Annotated in this window: 24 protein-coding genes and 1 tRNA gene; 15 read left to right on the top strand and 10 right to left on the bottom strand. The window is 71.5% G+C overall.

Annotated elements, in window-relative coordinates:
* Position 1 precedes the first annotated feature (1 nt).
* The 4 genes from ACLJQF_RS12455 to ACLJQF_RS12440 all read left to right on the top strand — a co-directional run bounded on the left by ACLJQF_RS12455 (position 2) and on the right by ACLJQF_RS12440 (position 1876).
* Complete coding sequence (locus ACLJQF_RS12455) at positions 2-217, top strand: CsbD family protein (protein ID WP_410608436.1); 216 nt, start codon at positions 2-4, stop codon at positions 215-217.
* Between the two features lie 33 nt (positions 218-250).
* Positions 251-338 (top strand) — tRNA-Ser (locus ACLJQF_RS12450).
* 237 nt (positions 339-575) lie between these two features.
* Entirely contained in the window at positions 576-1034 is a 459-nt protein-coding gene (locus ACLJQF_RS12445; protein ID WP_410608435.1) for a hypothetical protein, read from the top strand.
* Positions 1035-1093: 59 nt separating this feature from the next.
* A complete protein-coding gene (locus tag ACLJQF_RS12440; RefSeq protein WP_410608434.1) occupies positions 1094-1876 on the top strand; it encodes an SDR family oxidoreductase in 783 nt (260 codons plus the stop codon).
* On the opposite strand, the gene ACLJQF_RS12435 is transcribed toward ACLJQF_RS12440, so the two are convergent.
* On the bottom strand, positions 1869-2441 hold the full coding sequence (locus ACLJQF_RS12435; protein ID WP_410608433.1) for a hypothetical protein: 573 nt from the start codon (positions 2439-2441) through the stop codon (positions 1869-1871). The genes ACLJQF_RS12440 and ACLJQF_RS12435 overlap by 8 nt on opposite strands.
* On the bottom strand, positions 2438-2812 hold the full coding sequence (locus tag ACLJQF_RS12430; protein ID WP_410608432.1) for a hypothetical protein: 375 nt from the start codon (positions 2810-2812) through the stop codon (positions 2438-2440). Before ACLJQF_RS12430 ends, ACLJQF_RS12435 begins: the two co-directional genes overlap by 4 nt.
* Before the next feature lie 308 nt (positions 2813-3120).
* On the opposite strand from ACLJQF_RS12430, the gene ACLJQF_RS12425 reads away from it, so the two are divergent.
* Positions 3121-4041: a TauD/TfdA dioxygenase family protein gene (locus ACLJQF_RS12425; protein ID WP_410608431.1), complete on the top strand. Its 921-nt coding sequence runs from the start codon at positions 3121-3123 to the stop codon at positions 4039-4041.
* 16 nt (positions 4042-4057) lie between these two features.
* The gene (locus ACLJQF_RS12420; RefSeq protein ID WP_410608430.1) at positions 4058-4504 is read left to right on the top strand and encodes a limonene-1,2-epoxide hydrolase family protein; all 447 of its coding nucleotides are present in this window, start codon (positions 4058-4060) and stop codon (positions 4502-4504) included.
* 291 nt (positions 4505-4795) lie between these two features.
* Here ACLJQF_RS12420 and ACLJQF_RS12415 read toward each other — a convergent pair whose 3' ends face one another.
* The gene (locus ACLJQF_RS12415; RefSeq protein WP_410608429.1) at positions 4796-5719 is read right to left on the bottom strand and encodes a CapA family protein; all 924 of its coding nucleotides are present in this window, start codon (positions 5717-5719) and stop codon (positions 4796-4798) included.
* Positions 5720-5845: 126 nt separating this feature from the next.
* Between ACLJQF_RS12415 and ACLJQF_RS12410 the strand changes: the two genes are divergently transcribed.
* The 6 genes from ACLJQF_RS12410 (at position 5846) to ACLJQF_RS12385 (ending at position 11444) form a co-directional block, all read left to right on the top strand.
* Positions 5846-8311 (top strand): endonuclease/exonuclease/phosphatase family protein, encoded by a 2466-nt coding sequence (locus ACLJQF_RS12410; RefSeq protein ID WP_410608428.1) that lies wholly within the window; start codon positions 5846-5848, stop codon positions 8309-8311.
* A 137-nt stretch (positions 8312-8448) separates the two neighbouring features.
* A complete protein-coding gene (locus tag ACLJQF_RS12405; RefSeq protein ID WP_410608427.1) occupies positions 8449-8976 on the top strand; it encodes a hypothetical protein in 528 nt (175 codons plus the stop codon).
* Positions 8973-10154 carry a putative T7SS-secreted protein gene (locus ACLJQF_RS12400; protein ID WP_410608426.1) on the top strand — a complete coding sequence of 394 codons (1182 nt, stop codon included), beginning with the start codon at positions 8973-8975 and terminating at the stop codon, positions 10152-10154. Before ACLJQF_RS12405 ends, ACLJQF_RS12400 begins: the two co-directional genes overlap by 4 nt.
* Positions 10154-10729: a hypothetical protein gene (locus ACLJQF_RS12395; RefSeq protein WP_410608425.1), complete on the top strand. Its 576-nt coding sequence runs from the start codon at positions 10154-10156 to the stop codon at positions 10727-10729. The genes ACLJQF_RS12400 and ACLJQF_RS12395 overlap by 1 nt, the downstream gene beginning before the upstream one ends.
* A complete protein-coding gene (locus ACLJQF_RS12390) occupies positions 10726-11055 on the top strand; it encodes a hypothetical protein (RefSeq protein WP_410608424.1) in 330 nt (109 codons plus the stop codon). The genes ACLJQF_RS12395 and ACLJQF_RS12390 overlap by 4 nt, the downstream gene beginning before the upstream one ends.
* Complete coding sequence (locus tag ACLJQF_RS12385; protein ID WP_410608423.1) at positions 11052-11444, top strand: YbaB/EbfC family DNA-binding protein; 393 nt, start codon at positions 11052-11054, stop codon at positions 11442-11444. Before ACLJQF_RS12390 ends, ACLJQF_RS12385 begins: the two co-directional genes overlap by 4 nt.
* Positions 11445-11606: 162 nt before the next feature.
* Here the strand turns inward: ACLJQF_RS12385 and ACLJQF_RS12380 are convergent, their stop codons facing one another.
* From ACLJQF_RS12380 to ACLJQF_RS12365, 4 genes are read right to left on the bottom strand one after another with little or no spacing between them, the layout of a single operon-like run.
* Entirely contained in the window at positions 11607-12587 is a 981-nt protein-coding gene (locus tag ACLJQF_RS12380; protein WP_410608422.1) for a hypothetical protein, read from the bottom strand.
* Positions 12584-16117 (bottom strand): AAA family ATPase, encoded by a 3534-nt coding sequence (locus ACLJQF_RS12375; protein WP_410608421.1) that lies wholly within the window; start codon positions 16115-16117, stop codon positions 12584-12586. Before ACLJQF_RS12375 ends, ACLJQF_RS12380 begins: the two co-directional genes overlap by 4 nt.
* A gap of 1 nt (position 16118) precedes the next feature.
* A complete protein-coding gene (locus ACLJQF_RS12370; protein ID WP_410608420.1) occupies positions 16119-17279 on the bottom strand; it encodes an exonuclease SbcCD subunit D in 1161 nt (386 codons plus the stop codon).
* A 47-nt stretch (positions 17280-17326) separates the two neighbouring features.
* Entirely contained in the window at positions 17327-19069 is a 1743-nt protein-coding gene (locus ACLJQF_RS12365) for an ATP-binding protein (RefSeq protein WP_410608419.1), read from the bottom strand.
* 604 nt (positions 19070-19673) lie between these two features.
* On the opposite strand from ACLJQF_RS12365, the gene ACLJQF_RS12360 reads away from it, so the two are divergent.
* The 3 genes from ACLJQF_RS12360 to ACLJQF_RS12350 all read left to right on the top strand — a co-directional run bounded on the left by ACLJQF_RS12360 (position 19674) and on the right by ACLJQF_RS12350 (position 21789).
* Entirely contained in the window at positions 19674-20366 is a 693-nt protein-coding gene (locus ACLJQF_RS12360; RefSeq protein ID WP_410608418.1) for an HU family DNA-binding protein, read from the top strand.
* 575 nt (positions 20367-20941) lie between these two features.
* Complete coding sequence (locus ACLJQF_RS12355; protein WP_410608417.1) at positions 20942-21127, top strand: hypothetical protein; 186 nt, start codon at positions 20942-20944, stop codon at positions 21125-21127.
* 248 nt (positions 21128-21375) lie between these two features.
* Entirely contained in the window at positions 21376-21789 is a 414-nt protein-coding gene (locus tag ACLJQF_RS12350) for a histone-like nucleoid-structuring protein Lsr2 (protein ID WP_410608416.1), read from the top strand.
* A 165-nt stretch (positions 21790-21954) separates the two neighbouring features.
* On the opposite strand, the gene ACLJQF_RS12345 is transcribed toward ACLJQF_RS12350, so the two are convergent.
* From ACLJQF_RS12345 to ACLJQF_RS12335, 3 genes are read right to left on the bottom strand one after another with little or no spacing between them, the layout of a single operon-like run.
* Positions 21955-22554, bottom strand: coding sequence for a TetR/AcrR family transcriptional regulator (locus ACLJQF_RS12345; protein ID WP_410608415.1), 600 nt, complete (start codon positions 22552-22554; stop codon positions 21955-21957).
* Positions 22555-22580: 26 nt separating this feature from the next.
* Entirely contained in the window at positions 22581-23654 is a 1074-nt protein-coding gene (locus ACLJQF_RS12340) for a hypothetical protein (protein WP_410608414.1), read from the bottom strand.
* Positions 23651-25108, bottom strand: a complete 1458-nt coding sequence (locus ACLJQF_RS12335) for an NAD(P)/FAD-dependent oxidoreductase (protein WP_410608413.1) — start codon at positions 25106-25108, stop codon at positions 23651-23653. Before ACLJQF_RS12335 ends, ACLJQF_RS12340 begins: the two co-directional genes overlap by 4 nt.
* Positions 25109-25110 lie beyond the last annotated feature (2 nt).

Genomic DNA, 25110 nt, shown 5'->3' with positions numbered 1-25110 from the left:
TATGACGATGAAGCACCGGATCAAGCAGGCAGTGGGCAGCGCTCGCGAGAAGGCCGGCGAGGTGACCGGCAACCGCCGTCTGGAGGCGTCGGGCCGCGCCCAGCGAAGGTCGGCCCAGTTCCGTTCGACGGCGGCGGACGTCCGCCACCGAGCTCGCCGCGCGGTTCGCGAGGCCCAGGTCAGGCTGCGCGGCAGCCGGCCCGCCGACCCCAGGTGAGACCCGCGTCGGCGCTCGGGTACTGTTCTCGGCGGTGGCGTGTCCGAGCGGCCGAAGGAGCACGACTCGAAATCGTGTGACGGCTAATCCCCGTCCGTGGGTTCAAATCCCACCGCCACCGCTCTCGAGTGGGCGAGGTATGTCGACGGAAACGTCGACATACCTCGCTCGCCGTGTTTTCCGGGGGTGCAACCCCCAGACCCCGCCCGGAGGGCTTCGCCCCCGGACCCCCGATGGTGGTCACCTCGGTGGGTGCCGGGCTTGAAAGACATCCCCGTTGTTCCGCTCTTACCGGCAAACGCCCGGCGATCCTCTCGAAGGCGCCGGGCGTTTGCTGTCCTTTGGTATGAAGTGCGGCATGCAGACGCAGGTGTGGCTCGCGGTCCTGTCCTTGACCGGGGTGCTGCTCGGTGGTGGCCTGTCGTACCTGGTGCAGACCAGCGTGCAACGTCGGAACGAGCGCAGCGAGCAACGGCGGCTGGCCGCCGCGCGTGCCGAGACGCGGCGCGAGGAGCAGCTGGATCTGTTGCGCCAGTTCATCCGCGTCGCCCAGGAGGCCGAACGCGCTGCCGAGAACCGCAAGAAGACGCCGTCGCGGCAGACGACGGCCTTGGATGCGCTCGACGAGTTGTGGGTCTGCGAACGGATGATCCACGTCCTGTTCGCCTCGAACCTGCACGGCCTGGCCCGCGCCTACGTGAAGGCGCTGGATCACGTTCTCTGGCAGGAACTCGAGGACGGCTCGCTGTGGGATCACCTCCGGGGACCGAAGGTCGCGTTCCTCGATGCGGCGCGGGACGAGCTGAGCCGTGCTTGACTTGAAGGGCTCTTGAAGTGTGACCGTGGTCGGCACCAGCTGATCACCAGGAGCGCACCATGAACGTTCTCGTCACCGGGGCCACCGGCCACACCGGCCGGCACGTCGTCGCCGGCCTGAAGGCCGCCGGCGTGGACACCAGAGTCCTCGTCCGGGACCTCGCGAAGGCCCCCGACGGCGTCGACGTCGTCCAAGGCGACATCACCGATCCCGCCGAAGCCGCCGCCGGGGTCGACGCCGTCTACCTGCTCTGGCCCTTCTTCACCGCCGACGGTATCGAGCGGGCCGTGGAACCCTTCCGGGGCAAGAAAATCGTCTACCTCTCCGCCATGTCCGCCGAAGACGGCGGCGTCTGGGGAGACGTCGAAGCCGCCGTCGAGAAGGTGACCGACGACTGGACCTTCCTCCGCGTCACGGGCCTCGCCACCAACGCGCTCGCTTGGGCGCAGCAAGTCGGCACCGGCGTGGTCCGGGCGGCTTACGGGCAGGCGAAACGGTCGGTCGTCCACGAACGCGATGTCGCCGACATGGCCGTCGAAGCGCTCACCGGGGACCACGCGAAGCGGATCTACCTCGTCACCGGCCCGGAATCCCTCGCGCACGCCGAACAGGTGCGGCTCATCGGGGAGGTGCTCGGCACGCCCGTCAGGTGGGAAGAACAGCCGCCGGAGGAAGCGAAAGCAGAGCTCAGTGCTTACCTGGGCGCGGAATTCGCAGCCAGCGCGGTGAACCACTGGGCATCACTCGTCGAGGACCCGGAACCCGTCTCGCTGGACGTCGCCCAGGTCACCGGGCATCCCGCGCGGCCTTTCGAGGAGTGGGCCCGCGAGCACTTCAGCTGAGTTCGACGACCGGGGCCGTCACCGGCTCCAGCTCGGCCGCCAGCGCGGTCAGCGCCGCGACCTTTTCCTGCACGGCCCGGATCACTGCCGAGCACGTCGCGCTGACCTCGCTCACCACTTCGGCCGAGCGGTCGCCGGCCAGGACCGCCGACACCGAGGCCGCCGCGGCGGACGCCAGCGCGCACACCTCTTCGGACGCGGCCTCCGCCAGTTCGTCCAGCCGGTCGGCGATGCGGGCGCCCAGCGCCGCCGTGGCCGCGGCCGCCCGCGCCGCCGCGGCGTACTGACCGTCCACTGTGTCCGCCCAGGTGCCGAAAGTCTCCGCGCTGCCGCCGTTTTCGGCGTGCTCGACGCCGGCGCGGAACTCGGCCTGCGCCGAGGTCACCACCAGCGCGCCGGTGTCGACCGCCGAGGCGGACGTGCGGATCGACGCCGGCGCGCAGTCGAGGTGCCGCAGCGCCGCCACCGGGTCCGCGACGCCGAGCCGGCCGGCTGCCGCGCGCAACGCGGACAGCTGGGCCGCGGCCGACGACAGGGCCGGGTGTTCGAAGACCTCGACGGTCACGGTGCCACCGCTAACCGCCCCCGGAAACCCGTGCTCCGGGTGCTCACCGCGGCCATCCGCAGCCGGCCCGCCAGGTCCGACGTCGCGTCGCCGAGGACGCGCGCGTCCGCCTCCCGCGCCGCCAGCGCCGTGGCCCAGCGCGCGGCCAGCTCGCGGGCCTGCGGCGAGATGCCGAACGGCGTCGAATCGACGCGGGCTTCGGCGAACCGCCCCGCTGCCTTGTCGTCGGCGGCCGCGGCCTGGTCGAGCAGGTCGGCGGCGGCACGCAGCCGGTCGGGCCGCTTCGGGGGGTTCCGGGTGGCGAAGCTCCCGGACCCGGGGCGAGGCTCCGGGTTGCTGCTGTCGATCCGCGAGCCTCTGCCTTCCGGCATGGGGACCTCCGTCATCAAGGGCGCTCACCCGATCGTGGAAGATCTTGCCTCATGCTCCCGAGCCGCTCGCATCGCGGTGACCTGCGGCGTTGTAAGCGTTCCACCAAGTGGACGTCTTGACCGCGCGTCGGGAAGACAGCGACCATGGTCATATGTCCGCCACCTCGGAAACCACGCCGATCCGGGCCTTCGCGCGGTCGATGGGGGAGGGCGTCGTGGAGCTCCTGCTGCGCCGCGGCCGCCTGGGTTCGCCGCCCGCCTGACGCGAACCCGGCGTCCGATTTCCCGAAAACCCTTGGAGCACAACCATGTCCGTAGATCTTCCGGCCCGGATTCAGCTGCGTGCGGCCGTCACGCCCGCGGATGGCATCGTCGAAGGCCCCCGGATCCTCCGGGAACCGCAGCGGAAGCAGTACGAGCTGTTCACCCTCCGCCCGCTGGGCCGGGTGATCGGTGCCGAGATCGACGGCGTCGACCTCGGTGCCGAGGTGGGTTCTGGCCTGCGCGAAGAGCTCAACCGCGCGCTGCTCGAGTGGAAGGTGCTCTTCTTCCGCGACCAGCGGATCACCTCGGCGCAGCAGCGTGCGTTCGCCGCGAACTGGGGCGAGCTGGAGACCAACCCGTTCATCCCGCAGGGCGACGACGCCGCGGTCACGCGCTTCGAGCGCACGGCGGCCATGCCCGGGTACGAGAACGTCTGGCACACCGACGTCACCTGGCGGCCCGAACCGGCGCTGGGTTCGGTGCTGCGGCTGATCGAGGTGCCGCCCGTCGGCGGCGACACGATGTGGGCCGACATGGCCGCGGCCTACGACAACCTGCCCGCGGACGTCCGCGACCGCATCGACGGGCTCACCGCGGTGCACGACTACCTCCCCGGCTTCGACCGGTTCTCCGATCCCGCGCTGCTGGCGCAGTGGCAGGACCGTTTCCCGCCGGTGGAACACCCGGTGGTCCGGACGCACCCGGAGACCGGGCGGCGCACCCTGTTCGTCAACCAGGCGTTCACCACGCACGTCGTCGGCCTGGACCGGGCCGAGAGCGACCGGCTGCTGAGGTACCTGTTCCTGCAGGCTCACACGCCTGAATTCCAGGTCCGGTTCAGCTGGCGGCCGAACTCGGTCGCGTTCTGGGACAACCGCGCGACGCAGCACTACGCGGTCAACGACTACCACCCGCACGGCCGGATCGCGGAGCGCGTCGCCATCGCGGGCGACCGGCCGTTCTGAGCCGTAGCCTGGGGTCATGACCGATGAACCCCAGGTAGTGGTGACCGGTTTCCTCAAGGCTCTCGAAGACCTCGACATCGACCGCGCGCTGACGTTCGCGGCGAGCGACATCGTGTACCAGAACGTGCCGTTGCCGCCCGCCCGCGGCGTCGCGGCGGTCGAGAAGCAGCTGCGCATCATGGCCAAGTACGGCTCCGGGTTCGAGGCGCGAACCCACCACATCGCCGCGGACGGCAACGTCGTGCTCACCGAACGCACGGACGTGCTGCGCCGCGGCGCGTGGGAGGCGGAATTCTGGGTGTGCGGCACGTTCGAGGTCGAGGCGGGCCGGATCGTGCTCTGGCGCGACTACTTCGACTGGACGACGGTGCTGGCCGCGAGCGCGAAGGGTGCCGGGCGGGTCGCGCTCGCCGGCGCGCGCACGCTCCTCGGCCGCTACCAGGGGAGGCAGGCGGTGCGCTAGACCCGGTGTTCGCCGCGGTCGTGGTCCCGAAGGTCCACGACCGCGGCTATCCCCAGCACCAGCACGAACACGCTGCTGAGAACAATCAGCCCCCACATGATCGTTCTCCCTCCCCCCGTGTCGTGCCGACCGAGAGCTGTCGGGGAGTGGTCTGTGCCACTTTTCCGGCGGCTCACGCAGACCGTACCGCCGCTTCACGCAGGTTGTTCCGGCCCTTGACCTTCATTTAAGGCAGATGCGCCGGATGGGTGACACGCCGGTCTCCGACTGTCACAGGACGGGCGCAATCCGTTACGCGCCAACGGATACCGATGCAATTCCGCTCTGGACGGTCACCGTCGTGGAGCGCAGCGCCGAAACCTCCGCGACGTACCGCAGCACCTTGTCCGCTTCGTCCCCGGCGAGCGGCTCGCACTCGTTGCCGGCAGTCCGCCGCACCGGGATGAGCTCGACCCGCGGTTCGTCGCCGAACATGCACCCGGCCAGCAGTCCGTCCGGCCGGTCGGCGACGAGGTTGCCGAGGCTGTAGAGGATCGGCCGGCCGCGGTACACCTCGACGGCCTGGATGGTGCGCGGCCCGTGCCCGGCGACCAGGTCGGCTCCGGCGTCGATCGCCGCACGCCCGTAGGTGACCTGGTACTCGGTGAGCTCGGCGCCGGGCAGGCCCCAGTGCATCGAGACGACGACGTGGTCGTGGTCGCTCTTCGCCCGTTCGATGTCGGCACCCAGCCGGTCCAGGTGCTCGGGCACCGGCATGGTGCGGACGAGCGGTGGGCGGCCCGGAATCTCCGCGACGTGCGGATCCGGCTGGTACGCCGTCGTCGCAAACGCTTGCGCGAGGACCGGGAGATCCGGCTGCGCGGCGAAAGGGCGGCGAAGCGACGTGTACGCGAGGAATGCGACCTTTTTCCCGGATCGCTCGACCGACGCGGGCGCGTGCGCGGCGTCGAGGTTCGCGCCCGCGCCGCAGTACGCGATTCCGGCGTGCTCGAGGACCGCGAGGCTCGCCGGCGGGTGGGGCGCGTCGTTGGCGACCGAGACGACGTCGATGCCGGTCGACTTCAGCGCCTCGGCCGCCGCCGCGTCGACGGGGCCGGCGAGGTTCACGAACCGGAGATCGGCCCCTTCGAGCAGCGGATTCAACCGGTCGAAGGCGGCCGAGGGGGTGGTGCGGGCCGGGAGGTCGACGTCTCCGCCGAGAACGAGCGTGATCACGAAACCTGCTCTGCCGAATGAGTGACGACGAAAGTAGTTGTTACGAATCGTTGCATCTTTGTCTTCCTCCTCCTCACCTGCTCGGGGGACTATGCCACGACTGTTCAAGCACAAAGGGGACTCAGGGTGACCAAGACCCACAGATCCAAGGCTGCCTTCACGGTGGCCGTCGCGTCGGGCCTGGTGCTCGGCGGCGTGGCGGCACCGGCCGCGCTCGCCGCGCCGAGCGCCGACGCGGTCATCGCCGAGGTCTACGGCGGTGGTGGCAACTCCGGCGCGACGCTCACCAGCGACTTCGTCGAGCTCGGCAACCGCGGGGGCGCGGCCGCGAGCCTGGCCGGCTTCAGCGTTCAGTACCTGCCCGGTTCGGCGAGCCCGTCGAGCGCCTGGCAGGTGACGCCGCTGGCGGGCAGCGTCGCGCCGGGCGGGCGCTACCTCGTGGCCGAAGGCAAGGGCTCCGGCGGCACCGTCGCGCTGCCCACGCCGGACGCGACCGGCGCGATCGCGATGTCGGCCACCGCCGGCACGATCGCCCTCGTCTCCGGCACCACCGCGCTGACCTGCAAGACCGCGGCCGACTGCGCCGCCGACGCACGGATCAAGGACCTTGTCGGGTTCGGCACGGCGACCGTGCGCGAGGGCAACCCGACCGCGGCGCCGTCGAACACGACGTCCGTCGCGCGTGGCACGGCGCTCGCCGACACCGACGACAACGCCGCCGACTTCACCGTCGGCGACCCGAGCCCGACCAACACCGCGGGCGAGTCGACCGGCGGCGACCCCGGCCCGGCGCCGACCCCGGCGAAGATCCACGACATCCAGGGCACCACGCGCATTTCGCCCTTCAAGGACAAGAAGGTCTCCGGCGTCACCGGCGTCGTCACCGCGACCCGGACGTTCGGCTCGCAGCGCGGGTTCTGGCTGACCGACCCGAATCCGGACAACGACCCGCGCACCAGCGAGGGCCTGTTCGTCTTCACCGGCTCGACGAGCCCGGCCGTCGCGGTCGGCGACGCGGTGACCGCGATCGGTACCGTCCGCGAGTTCTACCCGGACGCGCCCGCGACGTCGAACTACCAGTCGCTGACCGAGCTGAGCAGTGCACAGTGGACGGTCGACTCGCACGGAAACGCCCTGCCGGCGCCGACCGTGCTGAACCCGGACACCGTGCCGACGACGTACGCGCCGTCGCCCGGCGGCAACATCGAGCCGCTCGCCCTGGAGCCGGCGAAGTACGCGCTGGACTTCTGGGAGGCGCACGAGAGCGAGATCGTTTCGGTCACCGACGCGCGGGTCGTCGGCCCGACGAACTCGTTCAACGAGCTGTACGTGACCAGCAAGCCGGACCAGCACAAGTCGGTGCGCGGCGGCAGCGTCTACCTGGGGTACGACCAGCTCAACAGCGGCGTCATGAAGGTTTCGTCGCTGATCCCGTTCGCCGAGCGGCCGTTCCCGAAGCTCAACGTCGGTGACGTGCTGACCGGCACCACGTCCGGGCCGGTCGAGTACAGCAACTTCGGTGGCTACACGCTGTTCGCCGGCGTGCTGGGGACCGAAAAGGACAACGGGCTGCAGGGCGAGACCACGCGCAGGCAGCGGACCGGCGAGCTCGCGGTCGCGACCTACAACGTCGAGAACCTCGCGCCGGGCGACCCGCAGGCGAAGTACGACCGGCTCGGCGAGGCGATCGTGACGCACCTGGCGACGCCGGACATCGTGAACCTGGAGGAGATCCAGGACAACACGGGCGCGACCGACGACGGCACCGTCGCGGCCGATCAGACGCTGCAGAAGTTCACCGACGCGATCGTGGCCAAGGGTGGCCCGCGCTACCAGTGGCGCGAGATCGACCCGGTGAACGACCAGGACGGCGGCCAGCCGGGCGGCAACATCCGCGTGGCGTTCCTGTTCAACCCGGCGCGCGTGTCCTTCGTGGACCGTCCGGGTGGGACGTCGACGACGGCGGTGGGCGTGGTGCGCGAGCACGGCAAGGCGCACCTGACCGCGTCGCCGGGCCGCGTCGACCCCGCGAACGAGGCGTGGACGACCAGCCGGAAGCCCCTGGCCGGCGAGTTCGTCTTCAAGGGCCGCACGGTGTTCGTCATCGCCAACCACTTCAACTCCAAGGGCGGCGACCAGCCGACGCACGGCCGGTTCCAGCCGCCGGTGCGCAGCTCCGAGGTGCAGCGGGCGAAGCAGGCGACGGTGCTGCGCGGGTTCGTCGATTCGCTGCTGGCGGCCGATCGCAACGCGAACATCGTGGTGGCGGGTGACCTGAACGACTACCCGTTCTCGCCGGCGGTCCAGACGCTCACCGCGGGTGGCGTGCTGAAGGACCTGATCGCGTCGGTGCCGGATGCCGAGCGGTACAGCTACGTGTTCGAGGGCCAGTCCCAGGTGCTGGACCACATCCTGGCGTCGCGGGCGCCGCGCGGGGTCGACTACGACGTCGTCCACATCAACGCGGAGTTCGCCGACCAGGCCAGCGACCACGACCCGCAGGTGATCCGGTTCCGGCCGAGCGCAGGCAACCCGATCGAGGACGGGATTTACGACTTCCTCGACTGGCTGGAGCAGGTCTTCGGCAAGTAGTTTCCGCTGCGACAAGGCCACTTCCGGGGATCGCCCGGGGGTGGCCTTGCTCGTGTGTGACTCCTTTGGGTGACAAGGGAACCGCGGAGCGTTGACGGCCGTCATACGGTGGACGGGACCACAAGGGGAGGGGTGGCGTGGACGGGTACGCGGTGAAGGTCGACGAGCTGGGCAAGCTCATCGGCGACCTCGACACGGCGGCGGGCAGGATGGCCGACGCCAACAAGAAGCTCGGCGGCGGTGGGGCGTTCGGGTCCCTGGGCACCGCGGAGCTGGGCAAGGCCGGCGTCGAGTTCGAGGAGGCCTGGGGATACGGCATCGGCCGCCTGGGCGAGGCGGCTTCGGAGGTGACGGAGCGGCTGAAGGCGGCGAAGCAGAAGTACGAGCGGATCGAGGCCCAGTTCGGCGGTGAGCTGGGGAAGTTCGGTTCGGCGGTGCTGGGTGACGGTCCCGTCGGTGGTGAACCCGCGGGTGCGGTAAAGGGGAACCACCCACGGATCGGGCAGCCGGCCGAAGGCCCGGTGGGTGGTGGCTACACCGGTGGGGTGCCGGGAATCGACGACCTCGCGTCGAAGGCCGAGCCGGGTGCTGACCCGGGCGGCGGGATGGTCGGCGGCGGCGCGACCGGCGGGATCACCGACATCCTGAACGGCCTCGACCGGTGAGCGCCCGCGACTTCCCGGCCCTGGGCTTCGACCCGGCGCCCGGCGACCTCGACGGCTGCACCGACCTGGCCGGCAAGTACCGCGCGGTCGGCGCCGACCTCACCGAGGCCGACGATTCGCTCCGCCGGATCGTCCGGAAGCAGGGCATCTGGCAGGGCGAGGCGAGCGAAGCCTTCGCCCGCCGCGTCGGCCCGCTGCCGGAGTACCTCGACGATGCCGCCAAGTCGATGAGCCGCGCTGCCGACGCGCTCGACGGCTGGGTCCACACCCTCGGTGACCTGCAGAAACGCGCGGCCGACCTGGAGGCCCGCGCGGAAGCGGCGGCCCGGGCGGCCGAGCAGGCGCGGGCGAACCCGGACCTGGCGCTGGCCAACCGGACGTTCCCGGACCAGCAGTCCCTGCAGATCGCCGAGCGCCTCTTGGACAACGCGGGCCGGCAACTCCAGAACGCCATCGACGGCTGCCAGAACGTCCAGGACGCGGCCAAACAGCTCCAGCAGGAGCACGCGGACGCCGCGGCCCGCGTCGCCGAGCAGCTGCGGCAGGCGAAGGAGCTGGCGCCGGACGAACCGGACCTGCTCGACAAGCTGGGTGACGCGGTCGGCGGGGCCCTTGTCGACTTGTCGAACACCCTCGCGGACGGGGTCGACGACGCGTGGGACTTCATCCAGGACCACGCTGAGGTGCTCTCGAAGCTGTCGGACGTCGTGGGCGACATGGGCAATGGCCTCGGTGTGCTGAGCGATCTCGTGCCACCCCCGGCTGGCACGGTGATGAGCGGCATCGCCACCGGGCTGGGGCTCACGGCGCTCAGCGGTCATGCTCTGGCCAAGGAGGCCGGAGCCGACGTGTCGACCGAGACGCTGCTCTTCGACGTGGCGGGCGCGGTCACGTCGTTGGCCGGGGCCGCAAAGGTGCTTCCCGACGCCGCGATCAAGGTCGCGACCTATGGCTTTCTCGTGGACCAGGGGGTCGGCGAGCTCGCGGGTCGCAAGAACTTCGAGAGCCCCTGGGACGACTTCCAGAATTACTGGGTGCCGAAGACTGCCGAGCAGGTAGGGGGGATGGGGCTCTCGTGGGTGGGCGTCGCGGCTTGGAACGCGGCCGATGCCGGAGAGCAGGCCGACAACGCGCCGGAGCATCGTCGTGAGCGCGCGGAAGACGAGGTGTGGAACTGATGCCTCTGCAGATCGACCTGCCGCCCGGGTTCGCCGGGATGCCGGTGGGGACCGACGACAAGATGAACCGCGGCCACGCCTGGACCGTCGCCGAAAACGTGGCAGCCGGCGCCGGGAAGACGGTCGAGGAGTTCGGCAGCTACCTGATGGCGCTGGTCCCGGCCATGCAGGCCAATGGCATCCGGGTCTTCGGCAAGTTCGCCGTCGGACCTCGGAAGGGTGACGTCGCGACCCTGACGCTCGGCGTGGCGCAGTGGCCGGAGGCGGCGCCCGGCAACCGGGACGCGGTGGTGGCGGCGATGGCCGAGCAGTACCGGGGCCGCCACAAGCGCGCGGTGGTACAGCCCGTGCGCCTCCCGATCGGCCCGGCCATCGTGGCGATCAGCGGCGGCGAGTTCCACCTGCCCGAACGGGATGTGCGCACCCAGATCAAGGCGGAGTACCAGATCCCCTTACCGGACGGCCGGTCCGTGGTGATCCTGGCGGTGGTGGCGGAGTCGGAAGACGCCTGGCCCGCAGTGGCCGAAGCGACGGCCAAGGTGGCGTGGAGTCTCCGGAGCGGGGAAACGTCGTGATCAGCACGGTGGCGGCCGGTTCGACCGAGTCGCCTGCCATGCGTACGGCCTTCCTCGTCTTGATGGGCGTGGTGGTCATCGCCGGTCTGACCTTGACGATCGTCCGTGCACTTCGTTCGACGAAGCCGCGCGAGGAGCAAATGGCGCGCTTGGCCGCACAGCTCGACGGCCGGAACCAGGTGTACATCCGGAAGATGGAAATCGGGTTGTCCCGGGAGGACCTGCTACGGGTCTTGCACAGCCGGGGCTACTCGCTGATCGACCATCGAGTCGGGAAGTACTACGAGTTCGTCTTCACGCCGCACCAACCGGGGAGAATCGCGTGAGCGACAACGCACAGCTCATCGAGGAACTGCGCTGGCAGCTCAAGCAGATCGAAGACCGCAAGGCCGAGAACCAGCGCCTCCTCGCCGGGATCGCCGGGAGCGACCACACGACCGTCGTCTCGCCGGATCGGAGTGTCACCGTGCTGGCCGGGCCGGGCGGGGTGGTCAGCGAGGTGCGGCTGGCGCCCGAAGCCATGCGGTACGACGCCGTCACGCTGAGCCGGACCATCACCGCGGCCATCCGGGAAGCCGTCGCCGCCGGGGGACGGCCGGCCAATCGGCCGACGGTGCCGCAGCCGGCCGCGCCGCCTCGGCAGGCACCGCCACCGCCGCGTGGGCAGGCCCCGGCGGCCGACGACGATCCCTACGACACCGTGTTCGACGTCTAGTACTGCAAGGCGAGATCTTTGTTCGGTGCGGCCGAAGACAGCCTGCCAGGACAATCCTGGACGCCGGTCTGCCGGTCTGCCGCAGCTGGTCGTGAGTGGTAATTCGGGTTAGAACCCGAATTACCACTCACGACCGGCCGCGGCAGACCCGGGAAAGGTGCTTCAGCGGGCCGCGGCCAGCCGCAGCGCCCGATAGACGAACTGCTGGTCGCCGAGGCGGTGGCGCAGGTCGCGCTCCAGGCCGGCGATCGGGTAGAGGTTCTGCGGCGCGCGCGAGTCCTTGTAGGGGACCGACGCGAACCGCCCCAGCACCGACTGGGTGACGTTCGCCAGGTCCGTCACCTCTTCGCGCGCGAGGTGCGGCGCCGCCTCCACCCGCACCACGCCCTCCCACGGCGGCCCGCCCGCGGACGGCAGCCGCAGGTACCACGAGTGCCGGACCCAGGTCGTGCCCATCAGGAACACCGGCGTGCGCTGGTGCGGGCCGAGCCGGCCGACCATCGCGTTGAGCTCGCCGGGCAGGTACGTCGTCTGGTGGCTCTTGATGAACCCGACGGCCCGGGGCAGGTGCGTGCGGCCGCTCAGCGGGCCGTCGACGACGAGCAGGTCACGGCCGACGTGGCCGTCGATCGCCCGGCGCGCCTCCGTGGCCGTGGCCAGCTCGGTTTCGGCCAGCTGCTCCTGCAACGCGGACGACAGCACCACCGCCAGCGGCTTGTCGTCCTTGGCTGTCGCGTGGAACGCCTCGTACCGCCCCGCCGAGGTGGCGATCCCGGAAGCTTCGGAGGCGACGGTGAACAGCCCTCGCCGGATGTCGGTGCCGACCACGTGCGCCCGGCCCTCGCAGCAGCACACCACTCCGGCCGCATAGGACGCGCAGATCCCGATGGACGCGGAGTTCGCTCCGGCCGGGTCGTCGATCCAGACGCGGGCGTCGATGCGGCGGACGCCGTCGACGAACAGCACCGCGTCCGGCGGCGACGGCACCGGCGATGGGTCGATCGGCGCCCACTCGGCCGCCGGGACCTCGACGTCGAGCTCGACCTCGGCCTGTGACTTGGCGAGCTCCTCGGCCTCCATCGAGCTGCCGTAGCCCGGGTCCCAGGCGTCGATGCTGAAGTTCATCCCGGCCACCGCCGTCATGCGCCCTCCCTGGCGATGTGCGAGCCGGTGCCGTCCCGGGTGACCAGGAACCGCACCGGGACGCGCTCGGCGAGCGCCGGCACGTGCGTGATCACCCCGACCATCCGGGAGCCGGACGCGGCGAGGTTCTCCAAAGTGGACGCCACGACGTCGAGGGTAGCTTCGTCGAGCGTCCCGAAGCCCTCGTCGAGGAAGATCGACTCCAGCCGGGTCGCGCCTTCGGCCGCCATGGCCCCCAGCTGCGAAGACAGCGCGAGGGCCAGGGCGAGCGACGCCTGGAACGTCTCGCCGCCGGACAGCGTCTTCACCGGGCGCCGGGCGTCGGCCTCGTTGTGGTCCACCACCAGGAAGTCGCCCTTGTCGTGGGTCAGCTCGAACTGGCCGCCGGACAGTTCCAGCAGCGACGCCGACGCCTCGGCGACCAGCGTGTCGAGCGCCCCGGCGATCAGCCAGCGCGGGAACTTGTCCGAGCGCAGCAGGTCCGCGAGCAACCGCGCGACCTGGCTGTCGGACTCCGCGGCCGCGATGTCCTCGCGCAGGCCGGCCACCCGGGCCACGCGCCGCTTCAGGTCGGCGTGGTCGGCTTCGGCGCGCGCCCGCGCGGCCGCGACGGCGACCGGGACGCGATCGCGCACCGGGCCCTCCGGCAGCGCGACCCCGAGTGCGGTGACGGCACCGGCGACCGCACGTTCGGCCGCCTGCAACGCTTCGGCGGCTTCGCCCTCGGCGGTCTTCGCGACGGCCAGCCGTTCGCGGTGGTCGTTCGCCTGGCCGGCAGCCCAATCCGTGAGCGCGGTCCAGGCTTCGAGGAGGCTCTCGCCGTCGATCGGCGGCGAGCCGAGGCTGACCAGCGGGTCGCGGGCCCGGGACAGCCGCTGCCGCTCGGCGTCGACCTCGGCGCCGATGCCCGCCTGGGCTTCGGTGGCGCGTTTCGCGGCCGCCCGGGCGGTCCGCAGATCCGTGTCCGCCTTCTTCGCGGCTGCTTCGAGAGAAGCGACCTTCGCCAGCTCCTCGGTGACGACGGCGGCGGACGGTGCGCCGGCGAGCGTCGCGACGAGTTCGCCGTGCCGGCGCCGGGCGGTGGCGAGCTCGGTGCCCGCCGCCTGCTCGGCCAGGCCCGCGTCGACGGCCCGCTTCCGCCGCTCCTCGGCGTTCCGCTCGGCGGAGGCGAGGTCGTCCGCCGCGACGGCGGCTTCCTTGCCCGCGGCTTCGGCGGCCGCTTCGAGGGCAGCCAGCGCGGTGCGCCGGTCCGCCAGGGTGGCCGCCGCCCACGCGGTGAGCCGCTGCCAGCCCGCCGGGACGTCCTCGCCGCCGACCGCCGGCGCGCCCAGCTCCACCAGGGGGTCGCGCGCGGCCCGCAACGCTTCCCTGGCCGCCGCGAAGGACCTTTCGACGACGTCGGCCTCGTGCTGCGCCGCCGCGCGTTCGGTGCGGGCCGCGGCCAGTTCTTCGTCCGCGGCGTTCGCGGCCTCGGCAACGCGGTCGCGGCCCTCGATCGTCTTCGACAGCCACTCGCCGCGCTCGCGCACGGCGGCGACGAGGTCCGCGAAGTCCTGCTCGGAGAAGGAGGCCTCGACCGGCCGCCGCAGCGCCGCCGACTCCGGCGGGCCCGCCTTTCGGAAGTCCGGCTCGTCCTGCCGCAGCGCCGACTCCGGCGAGCCGACCACACCGGCTTCCCGAAGATCCGAATCACCGCGCCCCCGGCCCGGGGCGAAGCCTCGGATGTCGGAGTCCTGGCTGCCGGAGCCGTCGACCAGCGCCGCGCGCAGTTCCTCCGCCTGAGCGGCCGCCGACGCGGCCGAGTCGGCGTCGCGGTCCACCGCGCGTTCGAGCTTGCGCAGCGCGGACTCCGCGGCCGTGCGGTCCCGTTCGGCGCGCTCGAGGCGCTCGCGGGCCTCGGCCAGGTGGGCGTGGCCGCCGGAGTCGGGCAGCGCCGTGACTTCCTGCTCGCACACCGGGCACGGGTGCCCGACGGCGAGCCCGGCGCGCAGGCTCAGCGCCTGCCCGGCCCGTTCGGCGGCGGTCACGGCGGTCTTCGCCGCCGTCACTTCGGCGTCCACGCGGGCGAAGGTGCTTCGCGCCGTTTCGAGTTCCGTCCGCCGCGCGGCCTGCTCGGGCGCGGCCTTCCGTTGCGCCTCGCACAACGCATACAGCGTGCGGGCGTCGGAGCGGGCCGCGGCGAGCGGGGCGACGTCCGGCTGCGCGGCCAGCGCCGCCCGCGCTCCGGCGTCGGTGGCCTCGGCCGCGCTCAGGCGGGCAGCGGCGTCCGCGGTGCGCTTCGCCACGCGCGCCGCATCCGCCGACAGGTCCCCGAGATCCGCGGGCGGCCGCAGCCCGGCCAGCCGGTCGCGGTCCTGGCGGGCCCGGCCGGCTTCGGCGGCGGCGTCCTCCGCGGCACGGGCCGTCGAGTCCCGGGTGCGCCGGGCCGTCTCGACGACGGACAGGGCTTCGGTGACCGCGACGGCGTCGGCGTCTTTCGCCCGCAACGCCGTTTTCGCCGCTTCTTCGAGCCGCGGGAGGGCTTTCTCGGTCGTCTCGAGCTCGGCGCGCTCGGCGCGGATCCGTTCCAGTTCGCTGCGTGCGGGCGCCGCGGCGAGCGCGGTGCGGGCCGCTTCGTCCGCCGTTTCCGCCGTCTCCAACGCGGTCCGGGCCGTCGTGACCGCGTCCGCCGTCTCGCGACGCCGGGTTTCGAGGTTTTCGACGCCGGCCGGAATTGTTACCGCGTCGAGGACTTTCAGCTCCGCCGTGAGCGTGGCGACGAGGTGCCGGGCTTCGTCGTGCGCGCGGATGGCGTCGTTCAACCCCGGCAGGGCCGCGGTCACCCGCGCGTCCAGCTCCGCCAGGGCGGTCATGCGGGCGGCGTATTCGGTGACGGCTTCCTCGGTGGCGTCGGCGTAGCCGCCGAGCTGTTCGGTGAGGACGGCGGCGCGCTGCTTCTGCTGCTCCGCCGTCACGCCGGCCCGGCGGCCGATCCGCTCGTAGACCTCCAGGCCCAGCAGCTTGATGAGGATCTTCTGCCGGTCGGCGGCCTTCGCGTGCAGGAACTCCGCGAAGTCGCCCTGGGGCAGCGCCACGCAGGTGCAGAAGTGCTTGAACGTCAACCCGAGCAGGCGTTCGACCGCCGGGGTCACCTCGGAGTCCGCGGCGACGGCCTCGGCGTCGTCCTCGGGGCCGCCGGGCGCGGCCGGGTCGATCAGCCGCTCCAGACGGACGTTCTTGACGCTGACCGTGGGCTTCTTGCCGCCGCTGCGCCGGACTTCGCGCACGACGTGGTAGCGCGCGCCGCCGGCGTCGAAGACCAGCCGCACGGTCGCGCGGTTCACCGTCGGGGCGAGCGCGGGCGCGACGAGACCTTCGTGGTCCCAGCGGGCGACGGAGCCGTACAGCGCAAATGTAAGGGCGTCGATGACCGTGCTCTTGCCCGCGCCGGTGGGCCCGACGAGCGCGAAGTAGTCCGTGTCCTCGAAGCTGACTTCGGTCTTCTCGCGGAAGGACGCGAAGCCGGTCATCTCCAGCAGCACTGGCCGCATGTCACACCCCGCTCGTCTCTTCGTCGTGCAGCCGCGCGAAGAGCGCCTGCACGCGCTTGTCCTCGACCGTGCGTTCCGCGCAGTAGCTCGCGAACAGCTCCCCCGGCGAACGGTCCGCGACCGCGCGGTCGCCGTTCGAGGTCGTCACCGGCGCGGCGAACTCCGGGTCGATGCGGATTTCCAGGGCGTTGGGCAGGGCTTCCTGGATCTCCTCCCGCAGCCCGGCCCTGGTCGCTTCGCGGACGTAGACGCGCAGGTAGTCGTCGCCGAACTCCTCGGCCCGGCCGGTCAGTTCCGCCACCGTGCCGTGGACCGTCCGCAGCTTCCGCCCCGCGGTCAGCGGGATGTCGGTGATCTTCGCCGGCGTCGCAGGACTCACCTCCACCGACAGCACGACGCTGGTGTTGTCCTGCTCGCCGAAGTCGACGGCGAGCGGGGAACCGCTGTAGTGCACCGGGCACGCGGCGGGCAGCGACTGGCGGCGGTGCAGGTGGCCGAGGGCGACGTAGTGCGGATCGGCGCCGAACGCCGTCGCGGGCACGTGGTACTCGAAGATGGACTGCGCCGCGCGTTCCCCGCCGCCCATCGTCCCGCCGGTCACCGTCAGGTGCGCCATGACGAGGTTGACCGCGCCGGGCGTGAAGCCCGTCTTGAGGTGCTCCAGGATGTCGCGCACGCGCTGGTCGTACTCGCCGACGTTGTCCGCCGGGGTCCCGGCGAGCAGTTCCGCGGCGCGGACCGCGTAGCGCTGGGAAAGGAAGGGCAGCACGGCGACGTTGACGCGCTCGCCCGTCGAACGCGCGTCGAACGAGCAGACCCCGCCGTCGTGGACCGGGCGGGGATCGCCGGTGAGCTGGATGCCCGCGGCCAGCAGCAGCGGCCGGTACGCCTCGAACGTGGCGGCGTGGTCGTGGTTCCCGGCGATGGCGAGCACCTCGGCACCGGTTTCGCGCAGCGCCATCAGCGCCCGCACCACGAGTTCCTGCGCGGCCGCCGACGGCGCCGACGTCTCGTAGAGGTCACCCGCGACGAGGATCGCGTCGAACTGCTCGTCCCGCGCGATCCGGACGATCTCGCCGAGCACGGCCCGCTGCTCGTCGAGGCGGTTGCGCCCCTTGAGCGTCTTGCCGATGTGCCAGTCGGAGGTGTGCAGGAACTTCACACTTCGTCCTTCCGTTCGGATGGTGGGCGGTGGGCTCGCGGTTGGGCTCAGAACGGCGGCGGGTCGTCACCGAAGGGATCACTGCCGCGCGAAGGGAGACCGGCGAAGGGATCGCTTTTCTTCGACGTGCCCGTGGCCGCCGGGATCGTCCCGGCTTCGGAAAGCCGCGTGGCCCAGGCGGGGAACGGGAAGCCGACGGCGATCGGCACCGGGATCTCCGGCTGGCTCACGAACATCGTGCCCGGCGTGGCCAGCGTCGCGCGGACCCGCTGGCTGGCCGGGAGGAAGCCGTACTCGGGCCGCGATGCCTCGGCGGCGTCGAGGCGGCCGACGATGCGGACCGAGCTGTTGCTGACGATCCGGCGCTCGACCTCGCTGGCGGTCTGCTGCGCGCCGATCAGGATGACGCCCAGGGAGCGGCCGCGTTCGGCGATGTCCAGCAGCACCTCCTTGATCGGGCTGCTGCCTTCCCGCGGCGCGTACTTGTTGAGCTCGTCCAGCATGGTGAACAGCAGCCCGCCGGGGCCGGCCGCTTCCTTGCGCGCGGTCTCCGTCGCCAGCGTGACACCGACGACGAACCGCTGTGCGCGCTCGACGAGGTTGTGGATGTCCACCACGGTCACCTGCTGGTTCTCCGTGGACAACCGGCGCGCCGGATGATCGGCGAGGTCGCCGCGGATGAGGCCGTTCAGCGCGCGCTGGCTGGACCGGAGGCGGCGGATGAAGGCGTTGACCGTGCCCGCGCCGGTGACCGCACCCGCCCAGCTCGCCCGGGTTTCCTCGTCGGTGACGCGCTCGCAGATGACGTCGACGAGCTCGGCGTAGGTGCGGCACAGGACGCCGTCGACGTTCGCCGCGCCGTCCTTGCCCGCCGGGGTGCTGTCCAGGCGCAGGCGGTTCGCGACCTGGTGGATGACCATCGTGTACTGGTTGCGCTCGTCTTCGGCGTCGGCGAAGACATAGGGCAGCAGGTCGTTGGCGCAGAACTCCGCGATGGTCCACCAGAACGCGCCGACACCCGAGGTCCGCCCGGTCACGTAAGGCTTCCCCGTGGTGTCCGACGGCGTCGGCGGCGCGAAGAACCCGGTCGACGCGAAGGGCTCGGCGGGCAGGCCCAGCTTGGCGTACTCGACCTTGAGCTTTTCGTCGAGGTGGACGTTCGGGGTGTCGAGGAACAGCAGGTCCTCGCCCTTGACCGAGAAGACGAGGGCCTTGGCGTTGTGGGCGTTGGGCAGGGCGCCCCCGCGGAAGATCGAGTGCAGCAGGAACAACGCGAACGACGTCTTGGTGGCCACGCCGGAGACGCCGCTGATGCTGACGTGCGCGCCGCGGGTGCCGTCGAGGAAGTCCATGTTGAGGTAGACCGGTTCGCCGTCCCGGCCCAGGCCGACCGCCACCTGGCGGGTCATGTTGTCGAAGTACAGCGCCTGCGCGCGATCCTCTCCCACGGCACGGGACACGACGGCCCCCGGCCGCGGCGGCACGTAGCATTCGGGCTCGACGCGGGTGGTGGCGATCTCGGCGATCTCCTGCACCTGGGCGGGCAGGACCCCGTCGGAGATCAGGAAGACGTCACTGCCGAAGCTGGCGCCCTCGTGCCGCGCGCTCACCTGCGTCACGACGCCGTAGGAGGTGACTTCGCCGAGCCCGGGCAGTTCCCGCCGGGTCACGACGACGTCGTCGAGCTGCAGATAGGCGTCCTGATCGATGGCCACGCAGAACTGCAGCGGCGTCGAGTCCTCGGTGCCTGCCACCCGTCCGACCACGGTGGTGAGCGTCTCCTGGTCCACGGTTCTCCCTGTCCGGCCGGGGTCTTCCACCGCGGCAGACTAGCCCGCCGGACCGACAGTCCCGCGCCCAACACGGCGTTGCCGCACCGGCGTCGCCGCAGGCCGGGACTGCGCCGAACGAGTGAGTTCACCCTTCGGGGAGGATCTTTCGTACCCGCCGCAGGCATTCCGGGGGCGTACCGGTTGCGCCGCAACGCCGTGCCCGTGGGGCCGCTCCGGTTCCGCCTGGAACCACGGCGAAGCGGCGCCGGGAGGGGCCCGCGATCCCCGGCCGCCGCGCGGGATCGGGCCCGGGTGGGCTCGGCCACCCGCCGCGGGACCCCGCTCCCGGCGTGTCGCGGGAAAAGTTCTCCGGAAGGGCCTCGGGTCCTATATGGACGACCACTGTGGACGGCACCGGCACCGGGTTTTGCCTGCTCAGAGGCATGGCGGAAGTCCGGGTCGCACACCGGTCCGCGTCCGGCGACGGGCCTTTCGGAGGCGGAACTCGCCCCCGTACAAGGAAATATTTCGACCCCCGGTTGGATTTTGTGCGGTATTGGTAATACCGTGTGCAGTGTCGGCCGAGATGGGCCGTGACTAAGTTCCACTATGGAGGACTGGAATGACGAACAAGGCCCAGCTGATCGAGGCGCTGTCGGAGCGTCTGGGCGACAAGAAGGTGGCTTCGCAGGCCGTTGACGGTCTGGTGGACATCATCATCCGGACGGTCAACAAGGGCGAAAAGGTCAACATCACCGGCTTCGGTGTGTTCGAGAAGCGTGCCCGCGCGGCTCGCACCGCCCGCAACCCGCGCACCGGTGAGGCCGTCCGCGTCAAGAAGACCAACGTGCCCGCCTTCCGCGCCGGCACCACCTTCAAGGACGTCATCTCCGGCACCAAGAAGCTCCCGAAGGCGACCCCGGTCAAGCGCGCCACCGCCGCCGCCACCAGCACGCGGACGACGGCCACCAAGACCGCCGCGGCTGCCGCGCCGGCCAAGGCCACCACGACCCGCACCACCCGCGCGGCAGCCGCCAAGCCGGCCGCCACGCGCCCGGCGACCACGCGGACCCGCGCCACCGCGGCCAAGCCGGCCGCCAAGGCCACCGCCACCAAGGCCCCCGCCACGAAGGCGGCCCCGAAGGCCGCCGCGGCGAAGACCACGGCAGCCAAGCCCACCACCGCGAAGGCGACCACCACGCGGGCCAAGGCCGCCGCCGCCAAGCCGGCCGCCGCGACCAAGACCGCCGCGGCGAAGAAGCCGGCCGCCGCCAAGGCCCCGGCCAAGCGCACGTCGGCCGCCAAGAAGAAGTAACACCCTCTGGCGACATCGGAAGGGCCCCGCACCTGCCTGGTGCGGGGCTCTTCCGGCATTTCCGGGGCTGGTTGGGGGCGGGCGGGGTGGTCGCGCCGCCGCTGTCAGCCGGCTGCGGCGGCGTGCCCGAAGGCCTTGAATGACTCATTCAGGACCTCCGACGCCCTGAATGAGTCATTCAAGACACCGGCAACAGCAGGCTGAGATCGCCCCTCACGGCTTGCCGGGCCGACCCGGCCCCACCGAACGTCGATCGACTTCGAACCACTCTCCGGCGGCTTGAGCGCCGTCCGCCGGCCACGGTCCGAAAGCGGATCCTCGCCCGGCGCGCACCGAAGCCACCCCACAGGACATCGGCAAAGGAACCGGCCGCCGCCCCTTCAGCGGCGATTCCCGCCGCAGATTCCCGCCCCGGAACCGGTCCCGGACACCGGCTCACCCGATCCGCCGATGGCCGCCGAAGAATTCACCGGGGCCACACGTTGGGGTGAACGGCCTCGAAGCGCCGGTGGTTGCGTTCGGGCCTTCGCGGGTAGCCGTCCCGCAGGGAACGCAATCGATCGCAGGGAGTCGCGATGACGGAGAACGAAAACCGGCCCGAAGCGGACCTCGCCCACAGCCGGCAGCTCATCAAAGAGGCGAAAGAAGCCGCCGCGGAGGCGCACCTGGCCGATCCCGGCGAAGGGGCCGCCGACGAGGCGCTCGCGACGGATCCGCCCCACCAGCACGGCGAGCAGGGCTCCACGCCCTCCGGAACGTAGATTCCCGGCCGCATTTGCGCCGGTATTGCCGCCTTCGCCGCCGCTGCCGGCCGAAAGCCGCGACCCGGCCGGAACGGCGGTGGCCGGTCCTATCAGGACCACCCCGGACCGCCACCGTTCCGCGTTACCGGGAGGAAATTGCCGTACGTCTCCTCGGGTGGATACACTCCACCGAAGAACGCCGACCATTGTGCAACTTGTCACACGTCGCGTTCCCCCGGACGCACATCCAGCTGAGGAGCATTCCCGTGGCCCAGAAAGTCCTCGTCGAGATCCTGGACGACATCGACGGCACCGCCGCCGCCCAGACCGTTCAGTTCGGCCTCGACGGCGTCACCTACGAAATCGACCTTTCGGACGAGAACGCCACCGCCCTGCGCGACGAACTGGCCCGCTACGTCGGGGCCGGCCGGCGCATCGGCGGCCGCAAGGTCCGGGTCGCCACCGGGCAGTCGACCACCACGAGCACCACCGACCGCGAGCGCAACCAGCAGATCCGCGCCTGGGCCAACGCGAACGGCTACGAGGTCTCCGAGCGGGGACGCCTGTCCTCCGAGGTGATCGCCGCCTACGAGCAGGCCCAGGTCGAAGAGGCCGAGGCGCCCGCCGCCCCGCCGCGCAAGCGTGCCCCGCGCAAGAAGGTCGCCGCCGCCAAGAAGTAACCCCGGTGGCCGGGAGATCACTGGGGAGAGATCACCGCAGCGGCGGTGGCGGGGGCTGAACGTCCCCGCCACCGCCGTCGGCTTGAGAAGAGCCGAACGTGGGAGGCATCACACACTCCGCGTTGTCAGGAATTGTCAGCGCATTCCGCGCACCGTTTCCCGGACTCACCCGCGCAGCGCCGGTCCGATCCAGCGGCCGACCACGGCGCGCAGCTCGTCTTCGGTGAGCGGCGGCTTCGAGGGGTACTGCAGGAACGACAGGAACAGCCGCATCAGGACTTCGGCGAGGCCCTGGAGCTCCTCGTCGGTCGCGATCCCGGCGCCCGCCCAGTCCACCGGCAGGTTGCGGAGGATCCGCGCGCCGTAGGAAAACGCCAGCGGCGAAATGACGCCGTCGGTGAAGTAGTCCGCTTCGCCCGCCTGCAGGAGCAGCCCCATGTGGGGCTCCCCGGGAAGGGTGCGCACGGCGAACACCACCGACTCCACCGCGGCTTCGGCGGCGGTGCCGAACGCGGCCAGGTGCCGCTCCATCCGCCCGGCGAACTCTTCGACGCCGGCCAGCGCGACGGCGCGCAGGATGTCCTTCAGCCCCGGGAAGTAGCGGTAGACGGTCTGCCGGGTGACGCCCGCCTCGGCGGCGACGTCGGAGAGGCTCGTCTTGGCCAGGCCGGCCCGGTCGAGGCACGCCGTCGCCGCGTCGACGATCCGGCGGCGTGCCTCGTCTTCGGTGCCGGGCGGGTTGCCCTGCCATCCGTGGTGCCCCATGCCACCCATCTTCCCCGAGAGAGAGATCAGCCCGGGACAGGGGCGCGATCCTTCCGGTACAGCGCGACCAGCAGCAGGCCGGCCGCGGCGAAGCAGGCGAGCGCGTACAGCCCGCTTCCGGTCGGGGTGCCGTCCGTGGTGACGCCGTCCTTCGCGGCCAGGTAAGCCGGAAGGGCCCCGAGCCAGCACACCGCCATCCCGCCCAGGTAAAGGGCCGGGTAGAACCGCGCGAAGGGCTGCAGGGGCTCGCCTCGCTCCCCGGAACGCAGGTGCGCCACGATGATCCAGCCACCGGCCACCCACAGCAGGCCCAGTTCGACACCGAGGATCCAGGCACGCGCGGTGATGTCGTCACCGGCGAAGCCCGACGGGATCCCCGCGATCGCCATGGTCGGCGGCGTCAGGACGCCGGCCAGCAGGATGCGCCAGGTCAGCCCGCGCCGCGGCGGGCCGCCCGTCAGGCGCACCACGAGGTAGGTCATGGCGGCCATCGAAACGGAAGCGAACAGCAGCATGCTGTTCAGCGGCACCGACGCCAGCGCCGGGTGGTTGACGATCGCGTTCGCCGGGTTCCAGGCCCACCACTTCAGCTGCGGGCCGAGGTGGTCGAAGACTTCGTAGAACACCTGGCAGACGAAGGCCACGGCCACCGAACCCCGCAGCGCACCGCGCCGGAAGAGGCCGAGCGAGCGCACGAGCTCGTAGGCGAGCTGGCTGATCACCGGGTAGAACGCCACGATGTAGAGCGGCAGCCGGTCCCCCATGAACTGCACGGTGAAGAGGTTGTGGGCGAAGATGAAGCCGTACAGCCGGTCGAGCCCGAACCACTCGGGGAAGTACAGCGGCGGCTCGGTGACGAAGAGGTAGACCAGCGAAGTCCACCACAGCGCCAGGTTCACCGGATCGCCCTCGCGGCGGCGGCGCAGCGCGTGCACCAGAGCGAACACCGCGCCGCCGACGATCAGCACTTCCAGCAGCGGCATCGTCCAGTGGGCGAGCGCCCACGGCGGCCGGACCGAAACCACCGGCGAGACGTCGTGGCAGTCGAAGCCGAGACCGCGGGTGAGGGCTTCGGCGTCCGGCCCGCACGCCGTGCTCATCGCGCGTTCGCCGTCGCCGTCGAGTAGTCCGTGGCCGGCGGCTCCGCCTGGGGATCGAACCCGAACGGGACCCGGTGGCGGCCCAGCGCCGCGCGGACGCGGTAGCGCACCAGGCCCGCGAGCACCCGCGGGTTGCGCATCATCTGTCCCAGCGACTCGTCCAGGTTGAACACCTTCGCGAAGTGCTCGTCGACCACGGCGTCCTCACGCGCCGCGCCGACGACGAGGCTGAACGCCGGGGCCGACATCGCCGCGATGATGCGCCGCCGCCACTCCGGCAGCTGTTCGGTGCCCACCGCGCACGCGTAGCCCTGGTCGCGTGCCATCGCCAGGCTCCACGGCACGCGCAGCAATCCGCGTTGCGCGGCGAAGAAACGCGCGGAGAACTTCGCGTCGAGCCGCCCGGCGCGGGACAGGTGCTCGCGCAGCAGCAGGGCCGAAGCCGACGCGGAACTGATGCCCTGGGCGTAGAAGGGGTTGAACGCGCAGATCGAGTCCCCGACGAAGACCAGCCGCCGCGGCGGGGTGCGCAGGCGGTCGTAGCGCCGCCACTTGTTGCCGGTCGAGCGCGTGAGGTGGACCGGCGAGGCGGGGGCGCAGTGGTCCATGGCGTCGGCGAACAACGGCGTCCGCACCCGGCGCGCGGTTTCGACGAAAGCGTCGGTGGTGCTGGGCATCTCCAGCCCCCACGACCCCATGCACGCGATGACGCGGTTGCCTTCGATCGGGAAGAAGTTGACCAGGAACTCGTGCTCGGCGGGGTGTTCGCCCTTGTCCGGCGTCGGCATGATCACCAGGTGCCGCCACCACCAGGACGCGGGACGCTCGGCCGGCAGGTCGTACCAGCGCGAGGTGTAGGTGACCTTGGCGTCGAGCGTCTGCACCTCCGGCTCGGGCCAGCCGGCCGCCGCCAGCCAGCCGGAGACCGGGGACCCACGGCCCATCGCGTCCACGACGAAGTCGGCGTCGACGTGCTCCTCGCCGTCGGCGGCGGTGAAGCCGACACCGGTGATCTCCCCGTCCGCGGTGGTCAGGCCGCCTACCGCGACGCCCTCGCGGACGACGACGTTGGCCAGTTCTCTGACCTTGTCCCGCAGCACGCGCTCGATGAGGATCCGCGAGCCGTAGACCATCGTCATGGCACTGCTCTTGCGGGCCGACCAGCCCGGCCCGTCGAGGTAGGCGGCGTCCATGGACGGCATCAGCAGCAGCCCGCCCGCCGCGATGAGGTCGTCCTCGAACCCGGGGAACAGCGCGCCGATCGCGCGCCGGCCCGAGTTGAGCAGGAAGTGCGGGTGCTTGCTCTGCGGTACGCCGCGGCGGTGCTCGGCACCGTCGGGCAGCTCGTCGCGTTCCAGCACCAGCACGCGGTCGAAGTGCGGGGCCAGCGCTCCGGCCGCGCACAGACCGGCGGCACTGCCTCCGAGGACGACGGCGGTCTTGCCGAGCCGCATGC

The sequence above is a fragment of the Amycolatopsis sp. lyj-109 genome, from assembly GCF_046548995.1.
Classification (GTDB): domain Bacteria; phylum Actinomycetota; class Actinomycetes; order Mycobacteriales; family Pseudonocardiaceae; genus Amycolatopsis.
The sequence above is the reverse complement of the archived record's forward strand: the minus strand, read 5'-3'. Positions and strand labels throughout refer to the sequence as shown.